Consider the following 19,439-nt stretch of genomic DNA (forward strand, 5'->3'; position numbering starts at 1 on the left):
AGGCCCGAAGCTTTTGGCCGAAAAGCTTCGGGCCTGAAGGCCCTCCTACAAGGGGTGGGGCGGGGTTTATTTGAGCAGGGCGTTGAGGGCGGTGGCGGCGCGGCGGTACTCGGATTCAAGCACCGCGACGGCTACGGCCGGGCGCGGCAGTACGCCTTGGCGGGCGCCCAGTTCGATGCGCTTGGCGGCGGCCGACAGGGCCATGGCGCCCAGGTTCGCGGCGGCAGACTTCAGGGTGTGCGCCGGCCCCACCATCTTGCTCATGTCGGCGCCGGTTGCGGCCGCTTCCAGGGCCTGGACGTGCTTGGGCGCGTCTTCCAGGAACAGCCGCACCAGGCTCAGGTACTCGTTGCCCATCACGGCGCGCAGCTCTTCCACGACGTCGCTGGAAAGCACCGGCGGTGTGGCTGGCGGCGCGTCGGCGTTGAGTTGGGCGGTATAGGGCTCGGCAGCCGGCGGTGGTGGCGCCGCTGCGGCGGCGGGCCTCAGTAGCGGGCTGGCCGGCGCGGTCGGCGTGGGTGCCGTCGGTCGCGCCGGGAACGGCACGGCCGGTCGGGACGGGGGCGCAGCGGCCGGCGCGGTGGGCCGCGGTGGCATCGGCATGGCAGGACGCATCGAACCCGGGAAGGCATCGTCCAGCGCCGTGCGCGGGGCCGGCGTGCTCGGTCGCGTCGGCTGCGCCGTCGGTTCGTCCATCGCGACGCGCGTCGGCGGCGCGGGTGTTGGCGTCGGCGTGGGTGCAGGTGCAGGTGCAGGTGCGGATGAGCGTGGCGCCGCCGCTGCCAGCGCGGCATCGGCGGAAGCGGCTGTTGCGCGATGCTGGAGCCAGCGCGCGATGGTGGCCTCCAGCAGGCGGCGGTCCACCGGCTTGGACAAGTAGTCGTCCATGCCGGCGTCCAGGCACTTCTGGCGGTCGCCGGCCATGGCGTTGGCGGTCATGGCGATGATGGGCAGCCGCGGCAGGCCCTGCGCCACTTCATGCTGGCGCCACTCGCGCGAGGCCGAGTAGCCGTCTTTGACCGGCATCTGGCAGTCCATCAGCACCACGTCCAGGTTGCCTTGGGCCATGCGCTCGAGCGCCTTCTCGCCGTTGTCGGCGGTTTCGCACTGCAGGCCCAGCAGGCCGACCAGGCGCTGGGCGACCATCAGGTTCACCGGGTTGTCCTCGACCAACAGCACGCGGCCACGCAGGCGGCCGGCGGGTCGGCTGGCGTCCTCCGGCACCTCGGCGACGAGGACCCTTTCGGGTAGCAACATTTCCATATCCTCTGATTTTGGAATCGGCTGGGTGGCCAGGAAACCACTCAGCGCACTGCGCAGTTCGTTGCCGCCAATCGACCGCGACAACATCAGTGAATGCGTGCCCTGTGAGAGCTCGGGGGCCACCGCTTCGTCACCCTGAAGATACGCCACACGCAGGTCTTCGAGTTCTGCCGTGCGGCGCAGATTGCGATGCAGGGCGATGGCGGTGCTGCGCACCGAGTTCAGGTCCACCACCAGCAGGTCGAAGCTCCAGTTGGCGCCGCGGCTGAGCGCGGTGCGCAGGCGGGTCAGGGCGTCCTGGGTGGTTTCGACCTGGGTCAGCTGCACGCCCCAGTCCGGCGCCGCCTGGCCCAGCCGCTGACGCAGGCCGGCCTCGGTGCTCAGCAGCAGCACGCGGGCGCCGTTGAGATCGCTGCGCTGGCCCTGGATGTCGCCGGCCGCCTTGGTCAGCGGCACTTCGAACCAGAACGTGGAGCCGCGACCCGGCTCCGAGTCAACGCCGATGCTGCCGCCCATCAGGTCAACGATGCGCTTGCAGATCACCAGGCCCAGGCCAGTGCCGCCGTAAAGCCGGGTGGTGGACGCGTCGGCCTGGCTGAAAGCGCGGAACAGCCGCGCATCCTTGGCGATGCCGATGCCGGTATCAATGATTTCGAACCGCAGCTCGTGCTGGGTGCGGCTCTCGCCGCGGCGGGTGATGGCCAGGGTCACCGAGCCGCGCTCGGTGAACTTCACCGCGTTGCTGAGCAGGTTGGTCAGTACCTGGCGCAGGCGCACCGGGTCGCCGCGCACCGCCAGGCGCACCGCCGGATCGATCTGCAGGTTCAGGCGCAGGCCCTTGCTCTCGGCCGGCTTCTCCATCAGGCGGATCACCGAGTCGAGCAGTTCGCGCAGGTTGAAGCCGGTGGTTTCGAGCTGCACCTTGTTCGCTTCGAGCTTGGAGTAGTCGAGGATGTCGTCCACGATCCGCTGCATCTGCCGCGCCGAGGTGTAGGCGGTGCGCACGATGTCCTGTTGGTCGGCCAACAGGCGCGAGCTGAGCAGCAGGTCGAGCATGGGGATGATGCCGTTGAGCGGCGTGCGGATCTCGTGGCTCATCGTGGCCAGGAACTCGCCCTTGGCCATCATCGCCGCCTCGGCGGCCTGCTTGGCTTCGGTCAGCTCGCGCTCGAGCCGGCGATGCAGCGCCAGCTCTTCCTGCAGCGCGTTGACCTCGCGGTGCTGCTCGCCGCTCTGCTGTGCCACCGCCGCCAGTGCGCGGTTGCGCAGATGGAAGGCCCGCCACAGTCCGGCAATGCCGGCCACCGCCAGCAGCGAGGCGATCATCGCCACCACCTGCCAGAGCCAGTTGTCGCTGAAATAGCTGAAGGCCACCGCGAACGCCGCGCCCGCCGCGCCGGCGAGCGCCAGCCAGCGGACGATCAGGGCATCGTTGGGCTTGAACGGCAGCGCGCTCAAAGCACGGCCTGCTGGAAGTCGAAGTCCATGTCGCGATCTGCCTGCTGGACCAGGTTGCCCTGGATGAAGTCGATGCCGCTCATCCACAGCGTGGCCGCGGACTGTGCGTCCTCGACGCCGTGGCCGATCACCTCCAGGCCGCGACGGTGCGAACGCTCGATCAGAACCTTGAGCTCATCGCGCAGGTTCGAGGAAAGACTATTGGTGGTGTACTTGCGCGCCAGCTTGACGAAGCTGAGCGGCAGCTGGTCAATCAGGCCTTCGGCGTGCTGTCCGGCTTCGAACTGGCTCAGGCAGAACTGCACGCCGTCGTCCACCAGCGCATCGCAGAACGCGCGCACGGTGCCGGCGTGGACGGCCGCATCTTCGAGCCGCAGCTCGATCACCAGCGCGTTGCCCGGTACATCGTGGGCGTTGAGCTCGGACTTGAGCCACGTGGCCTGCGAGGGGTCGGCCAGGGTCAGCGCCGATTGGGTCACGAACAGGCGCAGCGGCCGGCCTTCGGCGCGGCGGTCGCGCACCAGCTTCAGCGAGGCCTGCAGCACCCAGCGATCAATGTCGCCGATGAAGTCGCCGCGCTCGGCCAGTGGAATCACTTCGGCCGCCGGCAACAGCTTGCCGTCGGTGCCGCGCAGGCGCAGCAGCACCTGGTACTGGGAATCGTCGCTGCCGGCCACGGCCACCACCGGCTGGTAGATCAGTTCCAGGCTGTTGAGGGCGACCGCCTCGCGGATCTGTTTGAGCAGGGCCGTCTCGCGGACGGCCTCGCTGGGCTTCACCGGCTCGTAGCGCTTGATGCCTTTCTCGTTCGTGCGCGCCTCGCGCGCCATGCGCTCGACGGCATTGAGCATGTCGTTGGCTTCGCCGAAGTGGTGCTTCATCGAACACACGCCCACCGACACGCGCAGCCGCAGCGGATGGCCCTGTACGTTGAAGGGATGCTGCACCAGCGCAGCGCGCAGCTGGGTCGCCAGCTGTTCGAGGCTGGCCTCGTCGCGCTCGCGGTCGAGCACCAGGAAGCTGCCGTCGCCAAACCGGGCCACGGGCGTGGGTTCGGCGTGTTCGCCGAGCATGCGGCCGACCACGTGCAGCAGCTGCTCGAGCGTAGTCAGGCCGAGGCGGTCGCGCAGGAGGTTGACGCTTTCGATTTCCAGGAACAGCACGCCGCCGGCGCTGTGCTCGCTGGCGTCGGCCAGCAGGTACTCGAGGTTTTCCAGCAGCTCGCTGCGGTGGAACAGCCCGCTGTCGGCGTTCTTGCCGCCGCGACGCTGGCGCTTGATGGCCATCGCGCGGTGGCGGGTAACGCGGTTCTTCACTGCGGCAATCAGATGCTTGGGGCGCACCGGCTTGGTGATGAAGTCGTCGCCGCCGGCCTCCAGGGCATCGAACTGGCGGTCCTCGTCGGCCTCGCCCGACAGGAACACGATCGGCGTGTGCAGGAACGGGTCCTGGTCGCGGATCAGCACCGTCAGCTCGATGCCGTTGGCATTGGGCATGTGCAGGTCCATCAGGATCAGGTCGGGCTGGAACTGATGCAGTGCCTGCAGTACGTCCAGCGGGTCGAGTACGACCATGGTTTCCATGCCGGCGTTGCGCAGGATGCCTTCGGCGAACAGGGCCTGGTTGCGATCGTCCTCGACCACCAGGATGCGGAAGGGCGCGTCGCTGCCGGGATTGAGCAGCAGGGCCAGGCGCCGCAGTACGTCCGAGGCGCCGTTGGGCTCGACCACCAGGGAGTCCACGCCGGCACGCTTGGCGGTCAGGCGCAGCTGGATGTCGTCGGCCTGGGACAGCGCGACCAGCAGCAGCGGCTGCTGGGTCCGCTCGCGTGCTTCACGCACGGTGGTTCCGATGGCTTCCAGCTGGTCGCTGAAAGCCGCGTCCACCAGCGCCAGGCTGGCGGGCAGGGCGCCCAGCAGTTCGTGCAGCTCGTCAGCGGTTTCCAGCAGCTCGACTTCGTAGCCCAGGGCTTCCATGCGCTGGTCGAGCTCTAGCGACAGGGGGTCGTGGCTGGTGAGGTGGTAGACACGAACGCCGGTCGCGGCGTCGGGCGCGCTGTCGGCGGCGGGCGCCGGTTCGGGCGCGGATTTCTTCGGCGGCTTGGGCTTGGACACGGGCTTGGCCTCGGTACGCGGCGGGGCGGCGACCGGGGCGGCGGCCGGTGGCTCGGGGCGGGGTTCGGGAGCGGGCTCGGGTTCTGGTTCTGGTTCTAGTTCGGGTTCTGCCGACAGCTCTGACAGCGTGGCCATGGGCGCATCGTCACCCCAGCGACGCCAGTAGTTGGCGGGCGGGGTCTCGGCGCGGCCACCGTGGTCGGCCTGGCGCGGCACTGCGGTGTCAGGCGGGGTCTCGGTGTTCATCGGCACGGTCGCGCCAATGTCCTCGACCAGATGCCACAGGCGCTCGCCCAAGCCCGGGTCGGGCAGCGCCTGCTGCTGAAGCGTGTCGCCCAGCAGTTGCTGCATCACCTGGAAATGACCGCTGGCGTCGGCCAGGTCGTGGCGTGCGCAGGCGTCGCCCAGGAACCTGGCGTCGTCGTGCATCAAGGACAGGCCATTGATGTCCCAGCCGTCCTGCAGGAAACGGCGCAGCCGGCGAGCCATGACCTCGACGCGCCGCGGCAGCAGGCGCATGAAAGCATGGCGGTGTTCGGCGAGTCTGGACTCGTCGTGCGGATTCATCACTTAGCCCCTGGTTGGCCTTGGAGTATGCCTCTGGGGCTGGCAGCTGTCAGTGTGCTTGCAGTCACGGGATGGCAAACGTCGGGCCTGGATGCGAAAGGACATTGCCGCCGGCATTCACGCGACAGGGGCATCGGCTTGGGGTCCGGGGCCACCCCGGCGACCGCGTCGCCACACCCAGCGCGCGACCACGAGCACGGCCAGGGCACCCAGCCCCATCACGCCCAACAGCAGCCCCAGCGCGATGAAGGGGTGCGTGAAGACCAGCGCCAGCGCGCCCAATGCCGTCACGTCCTCGCCCAGCGATGCGGTCCAGTTCGAGACGGGCTCGGGCGAGGCATTGATCAGCGCGCGCGTGCCGGCCTTGAGCGCATGCGTGCCCAGCGCCGCACTGGCGCCCAAGGCAAGCGCACCGCCGCCCAGTTGGCCGTCGTCGGAAAGCGTGGCGGCGGCCAGGAAGGCGCCGGCGGGAATGCGGGCCAGGGTTTGCAGCAGGTCCCAGCCAGAATCCACGCCCGGGATCTTGTCGGCCCCGAACTCGACCACCGCCAGCGCGCCGGCGGTGCCAAGCACCCAGGGCGAGGTGGTGACGGCGAGTGCGGCAGGCAGGTCCACCCAGCCCAGCAGGCCGGCGATGCCGACCCCGAACACGGTGAAATAGGCGCGGACGCCGGCCAGACAGGCCAGGGCCAGGCCCAGGGCAAAGATGTGCGCTTCGGTCATCGCAACGCTCCCGGAGGGTGACGCGGTTCACAGTATAGTGAAGCCCCGCCTTGACGCTGGCTTACCGGGCCGGCGATGTTGCCTACCCCTCTGCCTACCGCTGCCGATGAGCTCGCCCTCGCCCGACAAACACCGCTTCGTGATCGTTCCCCACCGGCCGCATGCCCGGCTGCTGCTGGCGATCGCGGCGGTGCTGTGGCTGGCCAGCCTGCTGGCCGTCGGCTACTGGGCCAGCAACCGGGCGGCGCCGGGGCTGTCCAAGGCCAAGGCCGAGCTGAGCCTGGTCAGTCGTCGCGCAACCCAGTCCGAAGCCTTGGTGAAGCAGCTTCGCCAGAACGTGGCCACCCTGCGCCGCAGCGACCAGATCAGCCGCGGCGCCAACACCGAGCTGCAGGCCAGCCTGGCCGAGCGCGAGGAAGAAGTGTCCGGTCTTCGGGCCGATGTCGCTTTCTACGAGCGGCTGGTCGGCGCCACCGGCCAGCGTCGCGGCCTGGCCGTGCACGAGGCGGTGTTCATGCCGGAAGCGGGCGGCACCTGGCGCTATACCGTCACCCTGACCCAGAACCTCAATCGCGGCGCCATCAGCAAAGGCGAGGCGCGGGTGTCGGTTGAAGGCGTCAGTGAAGGCAGGCTGCAGAGCCTGCGCTGGGAGGACCTACTACAGAAGCCGGGCGCACCCGGACAGCCGTTCTCGTTCCGCTATTTCCAGCAGCTCGAGGGAAGCATCATGCTGCCCGAGGGCTTTACCCCCCAACGCGTCCGGGTGCAGCTGCGCTCGGACGGAAGCACCGTGGACCAGGCCTTTCCCTGGCAGGCCCAAGGCCCACGAGGAGATTGAGATGTTCGGCAGCGACAAGCACAAGTCCCCCCGCCATGGCGGCCACGCCATCGAAACCCTGGTCGGCCCGCGAGCGGTCATCCGCGGCGACGTCAGTTTCAGCGGCGGCCTTTACGTCGAAGGCAGCATTCACGGCAAGGTAATGGCCGAGGACGGCTCCGCGGCCGTGCTGACCATCGCCGACGACGGCCATGTCGAGGGTGAGGTGCGCGCACCGGTGGTGGTGATCAGTGGCCGCATGACCGGCGACATCTACGCCGGCGAGCGCATCGAACTGGCCGCCAACGCCCGCGTGAACGGCAACATCCACTACAAGGTGGTCGAAATGGCCGCGGGCGCCATGATCACCGGCCGCCTGATCCACGCCGACGCGCCCCTGGCCCAGCTCACCGGCCCGGAGGCTACGGCCACCGGCGGTCGCGTGAAGAACAAGGCCGAGGCGCAGGAAGTTTGATTCGCGCTTGATTATGGGCGCCTCGGCGCCCATCTTGACCCCATGGAAACCACGCCCAGCTACCAGACGCTCGACGCGCCGCTCGAGTTCACCGCCTCCGCGGCCTCCAAAGTCGCCTCCCTGATCGCCGAGGAGGGCAATCCGAGCCTGAAGCTGCGGGTGTATATCACCGGCGGCGGCTGCTCGGGCTTCCAGTACGGCTTCGAGTTCGACGAGCAGCAGGGCGAGGACGACCTGGCCCTGCAGCGCGACGGCGTCACCCTGCTGGTGGACCCGCTGAGCCTGCAGTACCTGATGGGCGCCGAGGTTGATTACCGCGAAAGCCTGCAGGGCGCGCAGTTCGTGATCCGCAATCCCAACGCCAAGACCACCTGCGGCTGCGGCAGCAGCTTCTCGGCCTGACCCCGGCCGATCGCGCGCATGGCCACCCCGCCGCCCGGCTATGCCTTCCGCGGCCCCGGCCTCGATCGTTCCGAACTGCTGCGTGAGCGCCCCGACGACCTGCGGGCCCGCTGGGCCGCAGCCCGCGTGCTGGTGGTCGACAGCGACGGCAACGCCCGCTTCCCGGACCCCTCCGGCGTGCCGGGCTTCTGCCTCGGCGCCCAGCTGATGCCAGAACTGCCCGAGGCCGCCACCTTCCTTGGCCTGGGCGACGAAGGCGCCTGGTTCGCGCTGCCGCATGAAGTGTTGCCCGAACCCATGCCCGGCCGGCTCGACCTGCGCGCCGCCGCCAGCGAGTGGCCGGCCCGCGATGCCGCCGCCCTGGCCGAGGCCCGCGCCCTGCTGCACTGGCAGCAGCGCAACCGGTTCTGCGGCGGCTGCGGCCATGCGCTGGCGCTGTGCAAGGGCGGCTGGTGCGCGCGCTGCACGCAGTGCGGCCTGGAGCATTACCCGCGCACGGATCCGGCCATCATCGTCGCGGTCACCGACGGCGAACGCCTGCTGCTGGGCCGCCAGGCCAGCTGGCCGAAGGGTCGCTGGTCGGTGCTGGCGGGCTTCGTCGAGCCCGGCGAATCACTGGAACAGGCGGTCGCCCGCGAAGTCATGGAAGAGTCCGGCATTCCGGTGCTGGAATGCGAATACGCCGCCTCCCAGCCCTGGCCGTTCCCGGCGGCGCTGATGGTGGGCTTCCACGCCCAGGGCCTGCCGCTGGAACCCACGGTCAGCGACGAGCTTGAGCAGGCGCGCTGGTTCTCGCTCGACGCCCTCGAGGCCGCCGTCGCCTCGGGCGAAGTGGCGCTGTCGCCGCCACTTTCCATCTCACGCTGGCTGATCGACGCCTGGCTTGCCCAGGCCCGCGCCCGGCGCGAGACGGCCTCGCTCGCCTGATTCGAGGCTAGAATCCGGGAATGTCCGCCGCACTGATCGCCGCCGTTGTCTCCCTGCTGCTCGGCCACCTGGTGCCGTCGCTGCCGTTGCTGCGCCGCTACGATATTTTCGTCGGCTGGCTGCATTGGCTGGGCCGGCAGACCAGCGGCGACGAGTGGCCCAGCCGCTTGGGCCTGTTGCTGGCGGTGGGCCTGCCCTTGCTGGTGGTGGGCGCGGTGCAGTATCTGATCGATGACCTCTGGTACGGCCTGCCCGCCTTCTTCTTCTCTTTGCTGGCGCTGGTCTACACCTGGGGCCCGCGCGACCTGAGCCTGGACGTGGAGGCGGTGATCGACGCCCGCGGTCCCGAGGCGCGGCGCGCCGCCGCCACGGCGCTGTTTCCTGACGGCGGCGAGCCGGTGGTCGAAGGCCCGACCCTGGTCGCGGCGGTGTTTCGCTGCGCGCTTTGGCGCTGGTTCGGCGTGTTGTTCTGGTTCCTGGTGGCGGGTGCGGTGGGCGCCCTGGGCTACCGGATGATTTCGCTGTGCGCCCAGGGCGAGGCGCGCCGCAGCCTGCCCGCCTCCCAGCGCGGCATCGCGCGCACGACGCTGGCGGTGCTGAACTGGCCGGTGGCGCAGCTGATGACCTTCGCACTGGCGCTGGCCGCCGACTTCGACCGCGTGCTCAGCGCCTGGCGCGACTGGCATGCCAAGGGCGTGCGCCTGGATCTGGGTTTCCTGGATGCCGCCGCGCGCGCCAGCGTCGCCAGCGAGCTCGCCGAAGAAGACGCCTACGCGGTCGATGGCCCGGCGCAGGCGCCGGACCTGCTGGAGCTGCGCGATGCGATGAGCCTGGTCTGGCGGATCCTGCTGCTGTGGCTGGGCCTGCTGGCCCTGTTCGTGCTGGCCGGCTGGGCGACCTGAGTCAGCTGCTTACGGCGGCGTCTCAGACGCCCGGCGCCAGGCTGGTGAAAGGCAGCCAGGGCAGATTGCGAAGTACGCCGTAGCCGATCAGCAGCACCGCCCAGACGCGGGCATCGCCGATGCGATCGAGCGCAGGCTGCCACGTCGCGCGCGTCCAGCCCAGCTGCTGCGCCAACAGCAGCGCGACCAGCGGAAGGCTGAGCACCAGCAGCGGATTCATCGCCATCGCCGTGGCGACATCCCCGTGCAGCAGCGCATGCAGGGTGCGGGTGCTGCCGCAGCCCGGGCAGAACAGGCCCGTGGCCCAGTGAAACGGGCAGGGCGGCAGTGGGCTACCCGGTGCCGTGGGGTCGAAACGAAGCAAGACGGCCGCGGTGCCCAAGGCAGCGGCGGACAGGCCCAGCGCCAGCCAGCGCCGGGCCTGCGATGCGCGCCGGTCAGTAGTTGCCGGCATCCGCCATCGCGCCGACGACGGCGAGCGCGACCCAAAGCACGATCACCACCATGCCCACGCCGAACGAAATCCAGCTCCAGAGCTTGGCGTTGTTGGAATCACTGATGGCGCCCTGCACGTCGCCGGCACTCAGCTTGCCGTCCACGCGCGCGGCGTAGACGATCGCGACGATGCCGCCCGGCAGGCAGCAAAACAGCGTGGCCAGGATGGCCCAGACCAAGTGGTTGGGGACTTGCGCGCGCGGCGCCGGCGGCGGCGGGGCGGCGACGGCGAGCGTGACGCCGCAGGCCGAACACTGGACGGCTTCCGCCGGGTTGCTTTGACCGCAGTTCTGGCAATACATGTAAATCTCCTGGGAATCAGCCGCTGATGGCGCCCATCAGGCCGGCGAAAATAACAAAGAACAGCCACAGCACGCCGAACGCAGCGGGGATGCCGATCGAGATCAGGGACCAGAGCTTGGCGTTCGCCGAGTCGCTGCGCGCGCCGGCGATATCGCCCGCGGCGACCTTGCTGTCCACGCGCGCGGCGTAGACGATCGCGACGATGCCGCCCGGCAGGCAGCAGAACAGGGTGGCCAGGATGGCCCAGATCAGGTGGTTGGGAACATAGGGCCGTTCGGCCGGCGCTGGCACCACGGCGATCGCCAAGGTAACGCCGCAGGCCGTGCATTGGACGGCATCGGCCGGATTGCTCTGGCCGCAGTTCTGGCAGTACATGCTGGTCCCCTGGGCCGGAAATTCGTGCCGGCCGATCAATGGCGTGACCCTATCGGGTGCGTGTGTCTGCGGTCAATGGTGCGTCTCAGGGCGTGTCGCCGCGCAGCGCGCGCACCTGGGCTTCCAGCGACGCGGCCGTGGCGATCTCGCCCGGCACGGCCGGCATGGCAATGACGCCGACAGCGGCGCGCAGGCGTCGCGGCACCCGCAGGCGGCCCAGGCGCGAATCGCGCTTGCTCCACATGCTGTCCCACAGGCCGGTGAGCGCCATCGGCACCACTGGCACCGGATGCGTGGCCAGGATGCGTTCGACGCCGCCGCGGAAGGGCGCGATCTCGCCGTCCTTGGTCAGCGCGCCCTCGGGGAAGATGCAGACCAGCTCGCCGGCATCGAGCGCGGCGCGGATCTCCTCGAACGCCGCTTCCATCACCTCGGGATCTTCCTTCGAACCCGCGATCGGGATCGCGCGGTAGGCGCGGAATACCCAATTCATCGCCGGCACGCGGAAGATCTTGTAGTACATGACGAAGCGGATCGGCCGCGGCACGGCGGCGCTGATCAGCACCGGGTCCATGTAGCTGACGTGGTTGCAGACCAGCAGCGCAGCGCCTTCGTCCGGCACGTGGTCTTCCACGCCTTTGATGGTGACGCGGTAGAACAGCGTCACGTACATCCAGGCGATGAAGCGCAGGAAGAACTCCGGCACGATCGAGAAGATCAGGATCGCCACCAGCGCGTTGGCGATGCCCAGGGCCAGGAAGACCTCCGGGATCGACCAGCCCAGGTAGCGCTGCACCGCGATGCCGATGCCCGCGGCCATCACGATGAAGAAGGCGTTCTGGATGTTGAGGCCGGCGATCACGCGCGACAGTTCGCCCTTGGGCGTGCGGCTCTGCACCAGCGCGAACAGCGGCACGATGTAGAGGCCGGCGAACAGGCCGATCAGGGTCAGGTCGGCCATGATCCGCCAGCTGCCCGGGGCATCGATGAAGGCGCCGACATCCATGCCCGCCGCGATCGCCATGCCCGGGCGCGCCAGGTACAGGTCCACGCAGAAGGCGGTCATGCCGAACGCGCCCAACGGCACCAGCCCGATCTCGACCGTGCGCCGCGACAGCTTCTCGCAAAGAAGTGACCCGACGCCGGTGCCGACCGAGAACAGCACGAAGCAGAACAGGTATAGGGTGTTGCCGCCGCCCAGGTGCAGTTCGGCGTAGGTCGGCAGCTGCGCGGTCAGCACCGTGCCGACGAACCAGAACCAGGACACGCCCAGCACCGCGTTGCGCACGGCCGGCGTGCGCCGGGTCAGGCGCAGGGCCTTGAGTGATTCGGGAATTGGGTTCCAGTTGATCTTCAGGTCCGGCGCCGAGGCCTCGACCCGCGGGATGGCGCGGCTGACCAGGTTGCCGGTGATCGCGAGCGCAACGATGAGCAAGGCCGCGGCCTCCGGGCCATGTTCGCCGGCGACGACGAAGACCAGGCCGCCGGTGATCATCCCCAGCAGGATGGACATCGAAGTGCCCATCTCCACCAGGCCGTTGCCGCCGGTCAGCTCCTCGGGCTTGAGCACGCTGGGCAGGATCGAATACTTCACCGGTCCGAACAGCGTGGACTGCAGGCCGGTCAGGAACAGCGCCACCAGCAGGATCGGCAGATTCTCGAGCATGAAGCCGATGCCAGCGATCGACATGATGCCGATCTCCATCATCGTGGTGATCCGGACCAGCTTCGACTTCTCCAGCTTCTCGGCGACCTGTCCGGCCAGGCCGGAGAAAAGGAAGTAGGGAAGGATGAACACCGCAGGCGCCAGGCCGGTGTAGAGCGTTCGCTGCTCGAGGTCGATGCCAAGGTAAAACAGCAGCCCGATGATCGCCTGGCGATACACGTTGTCGTTGAAGGCGCCCAGCGATTGGGTCACGAAATAGGGCAGGAAGCGGCGCTGCTTGAGCAGTTCAAACTGGTTGTGGGCCATGGATCCCCCGGGGTCTGCGCGCAGCCTACCAGACCACCCCAAAACCAACCTCTTTGTAGGAGGGCCTTCAGGCCCGAAGCTTTTTGGCGAAGAGCTTCGGGCCTGAAGGCCCTCCTACAGGGGCGGCAAAAGAAAACGGCCCCTCCCGCGAGGGAGGGGCCGTTCGGGGTGCTGCGATGGATCAGTAGTTCTTCTGGATGTTCAGCAGCAGGCCATTGTCGCGCTCGCCGTCGCTGCCGACCTGACCGCGGTACTCCAGGCCGAAGGACCAGTCGCTTTCGAGGTCGAAGCGCGCGCCCAGACCCAGGATCCAGCGATTGTTGTCGAACGCGGTGCCGGTCAGCGGGTAGGCCGGGCCACCGACCAGGTCGGCGTACTGGACGCTGGCGTTGGCGCGGCCGTTGAAGTCGTGCTGGTACTCGACGCGGAACATCGGCGAGAATACGCCCCAGGTCATCGTATGCGCACTGTCGACGCGCAGGCCGAGGTTGCCGGTGGTGGTGTCGACGTCCATCGCGCCGAAGCGCAGGGCGTAGACCGCATCGCCGGTTTCGGTGTAGCCGTCGAGCGTGGCGCGGGCCACGTCAAGGCGCAGGTACGGGTTCCAGGTCACGGCACCCTGGCGGATGTCGGCACCGGTCGAGACCGACGCGAACCACTGGTCACCGTCGCGCTGGCCGTAGACGAAGGCATCGGTCGGAGTGACGTAGCGGCGCAGGTCGAACGCGATGCGCTGGAAGCCGAGCAGACCATCCAGGTAGAAGCGCTCGCCCGGGTGGTAGCTGGCATAGGTCGCCAGCGTGGTCGCATCACCCTTGACCCGGCTGCCGTTCGCACCGACTTCGTTGTCGTCGCGGCCGTAGCCGATGCCGGCACCGATGGCCAGCGTCGGGTTCACCCGGTAGTCCATGCCGGCGCTGGCGCCGTCGGTTTCGAAGGACACGTCGGCGCCGCCGTTGCGGCCGTCCTGGCTGCCCGAGCGGATCATGCCGCCGACCCAGGCATTGAGCGCCGAGTCGCGGCCGCCGCCGGAGCGTCGGCCATCGCCGGCCGCCGCGTTGCCGGCCGGGCCGCGGCCGTCGCCGTTCGCGCCCAGGGTGTCGCTGCACGGATCCATCCAGTCGGTAACCACCGACTCGATGCACTGCGGGCGCACCGAGAAGCCGAGCGAGTTGTCGACGCCGTCGTTGCCGCCGCCGCCGCGATGCAGGCGCTCGAGGCGCTGCTGGAAGTTGCCGATCTGGGCGGTAGCGAAGCGGCGGGTCGCTTCAACCTGGGCGTCTAGCATGCCCTGCACTTCGGCGTCCTGCGACGGATCCGGGCGCTGCTCGACGGTGATGGTGACGGTGCCGACCGCCGAGGTGGCGAAGGCATTGTCGAGCGTGAACTCCACCACGACCACACCGCTGAAGGCCGCGTCCGGAGTGAAGGTCAGTACGTAGTTGCCGCCCGAAGCCGCGATGGTTGCCGTGCCCGAAGCCGCCGGGCTCACCGACACCACGTCGGCGCCGGTGAACGGACCGCCGGTTGCACCCGCCGTCAGCGTCACCGACACCGGCGTGGCCGGGGTGGTGGTGACGTCGAAGTTGGTCGCGATCGGCAGCGGGTTCACCGTCACCGTGACCGTAGCCGGGGCCGAGGTGCCGCCCGGGCCCGTGGCCGTGTAGGTGAAGGTGACGCTGGCCGGCGACAGGGTCGCGGCGGTGTAGCTCACGTCCAGGCCGGACACCGTGGCGGTGCCCGAAGCCGGCGGCGAGACGATCGCGATCGAAGTGATCGGCGCCGCGCTGGTGTCGTTGGCGGTGACCGGAATGCTCACCGTCGCACCCGCCAGCACCGTGGCCGTGTCATCCACCGCCACCGGCGGGGCAAACACGATCTCAACGCTGTAGGCCTGCGCGGCCGTCGCCGCGGTGCCGCCGGTGCTGTCGGTGGCGGTAACCGTGAACGCGAAGTTGCCCTGGGTGGTTGGCGTGCCCGAGAGCGTGCCGTTGGCTGCGAGCGTCAGGCCGCCAGGCAGTGCGCCGGCGCTAAGCGCGAAGCTGTACGGCGCGACGCCGCCACTGGCGCTGATGGGCTGGCTGTAGCCGACGCCGACGATGCCCGCCGGCAGGGTGGCCGGCGTGATCACCAGCACCGGGACGTCGATGACCAGGGCGTAGGCGCGGGCGCCGGTCTGGCCGTTGGCGTCGGTGCCGGTGACGGTCAAATTGAAGCTGCCGCTGCTGGTCGGCGTGCCGGACAGCGCGCCACCGGCCGACAGCGTCATGCCCGGGGGCAGGGCGCCAGCGGTGACCGCGAAGCTGTAGGGCGCCACCGCGCCAGTGGCCGACAGGCTGGCCGTATAGGCCTGTCCCGCGGTGCCATTGGCCAGCGTGGCCGGGTTCACGACGATGGTCGGGGCCGGCACGTTGAGCGTGTAGTTCTGCGCGATCGAGAACGGCGCGCCGGCACCGGTAAGACCGGTGTCGGTGGCGGTGACCGTGATCGGGAAGCTGCCCGGCACCGTCGGCGTGCCCGAGAGCGTGCCGCCGCTGAAGCTCACGCCCGCCGGCAGCGCACCGGTGAGGGCGTAGCTGTACGGACCGGGGCTACCGCCGGCGGTGAAGGTCTGCGAGTAGGCCGCGCCGTAAGGGGCGGTCAGCGTGCCCGGGGCCGGCGTCATCGTCAGCACCGGGGCCGCCACGTTGAAACTGTAGGCGCGGCTACCGGTCTGGCCGTTGGCGTCGGTGGCGGTGATGGTGAAGTTGAAGGCGCCGACCTGGGTCGCGGTGCCGCTGAGCGAACCAGCGCCCGACAGCGTCAGGCCGTTGGGCAGGCTGCCGGCGGTGACCGCGAAGCCGTAGGGCGCCACGCCGCCGGAGGCGGTGATGGCCTGGCTGTAGGCGGCGCCCGCGACCGGGCTCGGCAGGGTCGAGGGAGCCACCGCGATCAGCGGCGCCGGGACTTCCAGTGTGTAGTTCTGCGCGATCGTGAACGGCGCGCCGGTGCCGGTGCTGCCGGTATCGGTGGCGGTGATGGTGATCGGGTAGCTGCCCGGCGCGGTCGGCGTGCCCGAGAGCGTGCCGCCGCTGAAGCTCACGCCCGCCGGCAGCGCGCCGGTGATCGCATACGTGTAGGGACCCGTGCCGCCGCCGGCGCTGAAGGCCTGCGAGTAGGCGACTGCGTACGGCGCGTTGAGCGTGCCCGGAGCCGGCGTCATCGTCAGCACCGGTGCGCCGATGCTCAGGTTGAACACCTGGCCGATGGTGAACGGACCGTTGCCGGTGCTGCTGTCGGTAGCCGAGACGTTGAGCGCGAAGGCGCCTGCCTGGGTCGGCGTACCGGACACAGTGACCGTGTTGGCCGAGAAGCCGGTGAGCGACACGCCGGCCGGCAGGTTGGTGACCTGGTAGCTCGACCACGACGCGGTGCCGCCGTTGAAGCTGAAGGTCTGGGTGTAGGCCACGGCGACCGTGCCGGTAAGCGGATTGCCGTTGGTGATGCTGATCACCGGGTCGGTCACGGTCACGGACACCGTGGCAGGTGCCGACGTGCCGCCGCTGTTGGTGGCCGTGTAGGTGAAGCTGTCGGCACCCGAGTAACCGGCGTTCGGCTGGTAGGTGATGCTGGTGCCGGTGGCAATCGCGGTGCCGTTGGTCGCCGCGGTGCCGATGGCGACCGAGGTCGCCGCGCCGCCGGTGATGTTGAGCGCGACGTTGGTGGCCGCCGCGTTGAACGGCACCGACACTGAAACTGCGTTGGCGACCGGCGGAACGTTGATGACCGTGATCGCATAGGCCTGCGTCGCCGCGTACGGACCGGACCCGGTGCTGCTATCGGTGGCGGTGACGCTGAAGTTGAAGGAGCCCAGCGCCGACGGCGTGCCGGTGATGGCGCCGGTGGCGGGGTTGAGCGTCAGGCCACCCGGCAGCGCGCCGGCGGTAAGCGCATAGGCGTAAGGCGCGGTGCCGGCCGAGGCCGGCGTGATCGCCGCCGAATACGCCGAGCCCAGGGTGCCGCCCGCGAGCGGGGTGGCCGGCAGGCTGATGGTCGGCGCGTTGATCACCAGTGAGTAGGCGCGGCTACCCGAGAACGGGCCCGGGAACGGGCTGCTGTCAGTGGCGGTGGCGGTGAAGTTGAAGGTGCCGCCGGCCGTGGGGGTGCCGGACAGCGTGCCACCGGCCGACAGGGTCAGCCCGCCCGGCAACGCACCCGCCGCGAGGGCGAAGGAATAGGGCGCGGCACCGCCGCTGGCCGCTAGCGTCTGGCTGTACGCCGTCGCGACGGTGCCAGCGGGCACGGTGGCCGGGGTGACCGTCACCGGCACGTCGTCATTGGTGATCGTGCCCAGGCCCTGGTTGTCGGCGATGGTGGCGTTGGTCGCGCCGCTGAGATTGACGAAGTAGGTTTCGTTGGCCTCGGGCACGGTGTCGCCGATCACCTGCACGGTAACCGTCCGGGTGGTCTGGCCGGGGGTGAAGGTCAGCGTGCCGCTGGTGCTGGTGTAATCGGCCGGCTGGGTCGCGGTGCCGTCGGCGGTGGCGTAGTTCACCGACACGGTCTGGCCGCTGGCGGCGCCGAGCGTCACGGTGAATACCGCACTGGTGCTGCCGACATTGCCTTCAGCCACGGTGACGTCGTCGATCGCCAGCGACGGCAGCGCATCATCGTTGGTGATGGTGCCGAGGCCCTGGCCGTCGGTCACGACCGCGCCGGTCACATTGGTGACGTTGACGAAGAACGACTCGTTCGGCTCGTTGAGCGCGTCGCCGTTAACCAGCACGGTGAAGGTGTAGGTGCTTGCGCCCGCCGCGATGGTCTGGCCGGTGAGGCTGTTGGCGACGTAGTCCACGCCCGCCGTGGCGGTGCCGTTGGCGGTGCCGATGTCGAAGCTCACGCCGCCCGGGCCCGCCGGTGCGCTCAGGCTGACGGTGAACGTGAAGTTGGTGGTGCCGGCATTGCCTTCGTTGGCCGTGACGTCGTTGATCGTCAGGTTCGGAAGGTCGTCGTTGAGGATTGTGCCGGTGGCGCTGGCTGGTGCACCCACGGTGTAGCCGGCGCCGGCCGCGAGCGTCAGGATCACGGTCTCGTCGGCTTCGATGGTGGCATCGGCGGTCGGGTTGACCGTGATGGTGCCGCTGAGGTTGCCGGCGGCGATCACCAGCGGAGACGTCACGGCCGCGTAATCAACGCCGGAGGTGGCGGTGCCCGCGACGGTGAAGTTGACCGAGGTTGCGGCCAGGGCCGCCTGGTCGAGCGTGACGGTATAGACGAGGTTGGCCGCGCCGTCCTCGCTGACCGAAGCCGGCGCCACGGCGATCGTCGCGCTGGAGATGTCGTCGTTTAGGATCGTGCCGGTCGCCGACGCGGGCGCGCCGACGATGTAACCGGCGCCTGTGGCGACGGTCAGGATGACGGTTTCATTGGCTTCGACGGTGGCGTCCGCGGTGGGGTCGATGGTCACCGTGGCCGTGGTGGCGCCCGCCGGGATGCTGACGGTGGCGACATTGCCGGTGTAGTCGCTGCCGGCGGTCGCCGTGCCGGTAGTGGTCAGGTTGACCACCGTCGGCGAGCCGAGGTTGAGGCTTCGAGTGAGCGTGTAGACCAGGTTCGTCGCGCCGTCCTCGCTGACGGAGGCGGGGGCGACTGCGATGCTGACGCTGGGCGGCGGGGTGACATTGATCGTTACCGGCACCACGGCGAAGAAGTCACAGCCCGGGCAGGTGGGGTCGGTGGTGCTGTCGTTCACCACCAGATCAAAGTTGAACGTGCCGGTCGCCGAAGGAGTGCCGGTCAGCGCGCCGTTGGCCTGCAGTGCGGTGCCGGTGGGTACCGTTCCGCTGTTGACCGAGAAGGTGTAAGGGCCGATGCCGCCGGTCCCGACGTACTGCAGGCCCGACGCGGTGCCCTGCACCAGGGCGGTTGAGGTCGGCGTAGCCGAGATCGCCGGGCTGGCGATGGTACCGCTGTAGGTCTTGAGGACGAAGTCGCCGAGCGAGTCCTGCGAGCGGACGGTGAAGCTGAAGGGCGCGCGCTGGGTCGGCGTTCCGGAGAGGAGGCCGCCCGAGCTCAGGCTTAGCCCGGCGGGCAGTGAGCCACTCTCGAGGCTGTACGTGTAGGGCGCGGTGCCGCCGGCAGACGTCAGCGTGGTGCTGAAGGCTACGCCAACCTGCGGCGAGATGCTGGCAGGGGACACCACGATGGCCGAGGTCGCCGGGCTGATCGTCATGCTGACCTGCACGCGGTCGCCATATTCGTCCTGGAACCCGAAGGAATCGGTCGTGGTGGCCGAGCCGTTATGGGTATACGTGACGAAGATTTCGTAGGTGCTGGGCGGCGTGAACAGTTCGCTCAGCGTTGCGGTGCCATTGGCAGGCGGGAACTGCACGGCGCCGACGCCTGGGCCGAAGAAGTCATTGCAGTCGGTGACGTCGATGACCACCGAGCCACCGTTTGCCACCGTGCCCACCTGGGGTGGGCACAGCGTGGAGGTGTGCTGCGCCGTCGCCAGGGAAGACCAGGCCAGGCCGGCCAGAAGCAGCCAGCCCATGACGAAAAGACGCGTGAGACCCACGCGGGCGGTGGATTTGGGCAGCATCTCGATTTCCCCTTTGGCGACGTTTGTCTGTCCGGACCTTGGACTGTCCGGCCGCGCCAAGGGTCC

13 protein-coding genes are annotated in these 19,439 nt (G+C 69.3%); 5 read left to right on the forward strand and 8 right to left on the reverse strand.

Features of this window, described 5'->3' with window-relative positions:
- Positions 1–66 precede the first annotated feature (66 nt).
- From ACYVGY_RS11870 to ACYVGY_RS11880, 3 genes are all read right to left on the reverse strand, one after another.
- Entirely contained in the window at positions 67–2,721 is a 2,655-nt protein-coding gene (locus ACYVGY_RS11870; RefSeq protein ID WP_460457702.1) for a hybrid sensor histidine kinase/response regulator, read from the reverse strand.
- Positions 2,718–5,402 (reverse strand): EAL domain-containing protein, encoded by a 2,685-nt coding sequence (locus ACYVGY_RS11875; RefSeq protein ID WP_460457703.1) that lies wholly within the window; start codon positions 5,400–5,402, stop codon positions 2,718–2,720. Before ACYVGY_RS11875 ends, ACYVGY_RS11870 begins: the two co-directional genes overlap by 4 nt.
- 117 nt (positions 5,403–5,519) lie before the next feature.
- Positions 5,520–6,125 carry a DUF4126 domain-containing protein gene (locus ACYVGY_RS11880; RefSeq protein ID WP_460457704.1) on the reverse strand — a complete coding sequence of 202 codons (606 nt, stop codon included), beginning with the start codon at positions 6,123–6,125 and terminating at the stop codon, positions 5,520–5,522.
- A gap of 106 nt (positions 6,126–6,231) precedes the next feature.
- Here ACYVGY_RS11880 and ACYVGY_RS11885 point away from each other — a divergent pair, with 106 nt between their 5' ends.
- The 5 genes from ACYVGY_RS11885 to ACYVGY_RS11905 are packed head-to-tail and all read left to right on the forward strand — an operon-like array spanning position 6,232 to position 9,648.
- Positions 6,232–6,963, forward strand: coding sequence for a DUF6776 family protein (locus tag ACYVGY_RS11885; RefSeq protein WP_460457705.1), 732 nt, complete (start codon positions 6,232–6,234; stop codon positions 6,961–6,963).
- 1 nt (position 6,964) lies between these two features.
- Positions 6,965–7,417, forward strand: coding sequence for a bactofilin family protein (locus ACYVGY_RS11890; RefSeq protein WP_460457706.1), 453 nt, complete (start codon positions 6,965–6,967; stop codon positions 7,415–7,417).
- Positions 7,418–7,459: 42 nt separating this feature from the next.
- Entirely contained in the window at positions 7,460–7,819 is a 360-nt protein-coding gene (erpA, locus tag ACYVGY_RS11895) for an iron-sulfur cluster insertion protein ErpA (RefSeq protein ID WP_460457707.1), read from the forward strand.
- Positions 7,820–7,837: 18 nt separating this feature from the next.
- Positions 7,838–8,746, forward strand: coding sequence for an NAD(+) diphosphatase (gene nudC, locus ACYVGY_RS11900; RefSeq protein WP_460457708.1), 909 nt, complete (start codon positions 7,838–7,840; stop codon positions 8,744–8,746).
- Positions 8,747–8,766: 20 nt separating this feature from the next.
- Positions 8,767–9,648 (forward strand): hypothetical protein, encoded by an 882-nt coding sequence (locus tag ACYVGY_RS11905; RefSeq protein ID WP_460457709.1) that lies wholly within the window; start codon positions 8,767–8,769, stop codon positions 9,646–9,648.
- Positions 9,649–9,670: 22 nt separating this feature from the next.
- On the opposite strand, the gene ACYVGY_RS11910 is transcribed toward ACYVGY_RS11905, so the two are convergent.
- The 5 genes from ACYVGY_RS11910 to ACYVGY_RS11930 form a co-directional block, all read right to left on the reverse strand.
- A complete protein-coding gene (locus tag ACYVGY_RS11910) occupies positions 9,671–10,102 on the reverse strand; it encodes a DUF2752 domain-containing protein (RefSeq protein WP_460457710.1) in 432 nt (143 codons plus the stop codon).
- A complete protein-coding gene (locus tag ACYVGY_RS11915) occupies positions 10,086–10,322 on the reverse strand; it encodes a CD225/dispanin family protein (RefSeq protein ID WP_460457748.1) in 237 nt (78 codons plus the stop codon). The genes ACYVGY_RS11910 and ACYVGY_RS11915 overlap by 17 nt, the downstream gene beginning before the upstream one ends.
- A 139-nt stretch (positions 10,323–10,461) precedes the next feature.
- Positions 10,462–10,737, reverse strand: a complete 276-nt coding sequence (locus ACYVGY_RS11920; protein ID WP_460457749.1) for a CD225/dispanin family protein — start codon at positions 10,735–10,737, stop codon at positions 10,462–10,464.
- A gap of 169 nt (positions 10,738–10,906) precedes the next feature.
- Positions 10,907–12,793, reverse strand: a complete 1,887-nt coding sequence (locus tag ACYVGY_RS11925) for an MFS transporter (RefSeq protein WP_460457711.1) — start codon at positions 12,791–12,793, stop codon at positions 10,907–10,909.
- Between the two features lie 181 nt (positions 12,794–12,974).
- Positions 12,975–19,373: a putative Ig domain-containing protein gene (locus tag ACYVGY_RS11930; RefSeq protein WP_460457712.1), complete on the reverse strand. Its 6,399-nt coding sequence runs from the start codon at positions 19,371–19,373 to the stop codon at positions 12,975–12,977.
- Positions 19,374–19,439 lie beyond the last annotated feature (66 nt).

This window comes from Arenimonas alkanexedens, assembly GCF_054781355.1.

What these genes read in the sequence shown, in the direction of transcription:
- ACYVGY_RS11890 (WP_460457706.1), top strand. Translation starts at nt 6,965, where the DNA reads ATGTTCGGCAGCGACAAGCACAAGTCCCCCCGCCATGGCGGCCACGCC.
- ACYVGY_RS11925 (WP_460457711.1), bottom strand. Translation starts at nt 12,793, where the DNA reads ATGGCCCACAACCAGTTTGAACTGCTCAAGCAGCGCCGCTTCCTGCCC.
- ACYVGY_RS11905 (WP_460457709.1), top strand. Translation starts at nt 8,767, where the DNA reads ATGTCCGCCGCACTGATCGCCGCCGTTGTCTCCCTGCTGCTCGGCCAC.
- ACYVGY_RS11885 (WP_460457705.1), top strand. Translation starts at nt 6,232, where the DNA reads ATGAGCTCGCCCTCGCCCGACAAACACCGCTTCGTGATCGTTCCCCAC.
- erpA (WP_460457707.1), top strand. Translation starts at nt 7,460, where the DNA reads ATGGAAACCACGCCCAGCTACCAGACGCTCGACGCGCCGCTCGAGTTC.
- ACYVGY_RS11910 (WP_460457710.1), bottom strand. Translation starts at nt 10,102, where the DNA reads ATGCCGGCAACTACTGACCGGCGCGCATCGCAGGCCCGGCGCTGGCTG.
- ACYVGY_RS11930 (WP_460457712.1), bottom strand. Translation starts at nt 19,373, where the DNA reads ATGCTGCCCAAATCCACCGCCCGCGTGGGTCTCACGCGTCTTTTCGTC.
- nudC (WP_460457708.1), top strand. Translation starts at nt 7,838, where the DNA reads ATGGCCACCCCGCCGCCCGGCTATGCCTTCCGCGGCCCCGGCCTCGAT.
- ACYVGY_RS11875 (WP_460457703.1), bottom strand. Translation starts at nt 5,402, where the DNA reads ATGAATCCGCACGACGAGTCCAGACTCGCCGAACACCGCCATGCTTTC.
- ACYVGY_RS11880 (WP_460457704.1), bottom strand. Translation starts at nt 6,125, where the DNA reads ATGACCGAAGCGCACATCTTTGCCCTGGGCCTGGCCCTGGCCTGTCTG.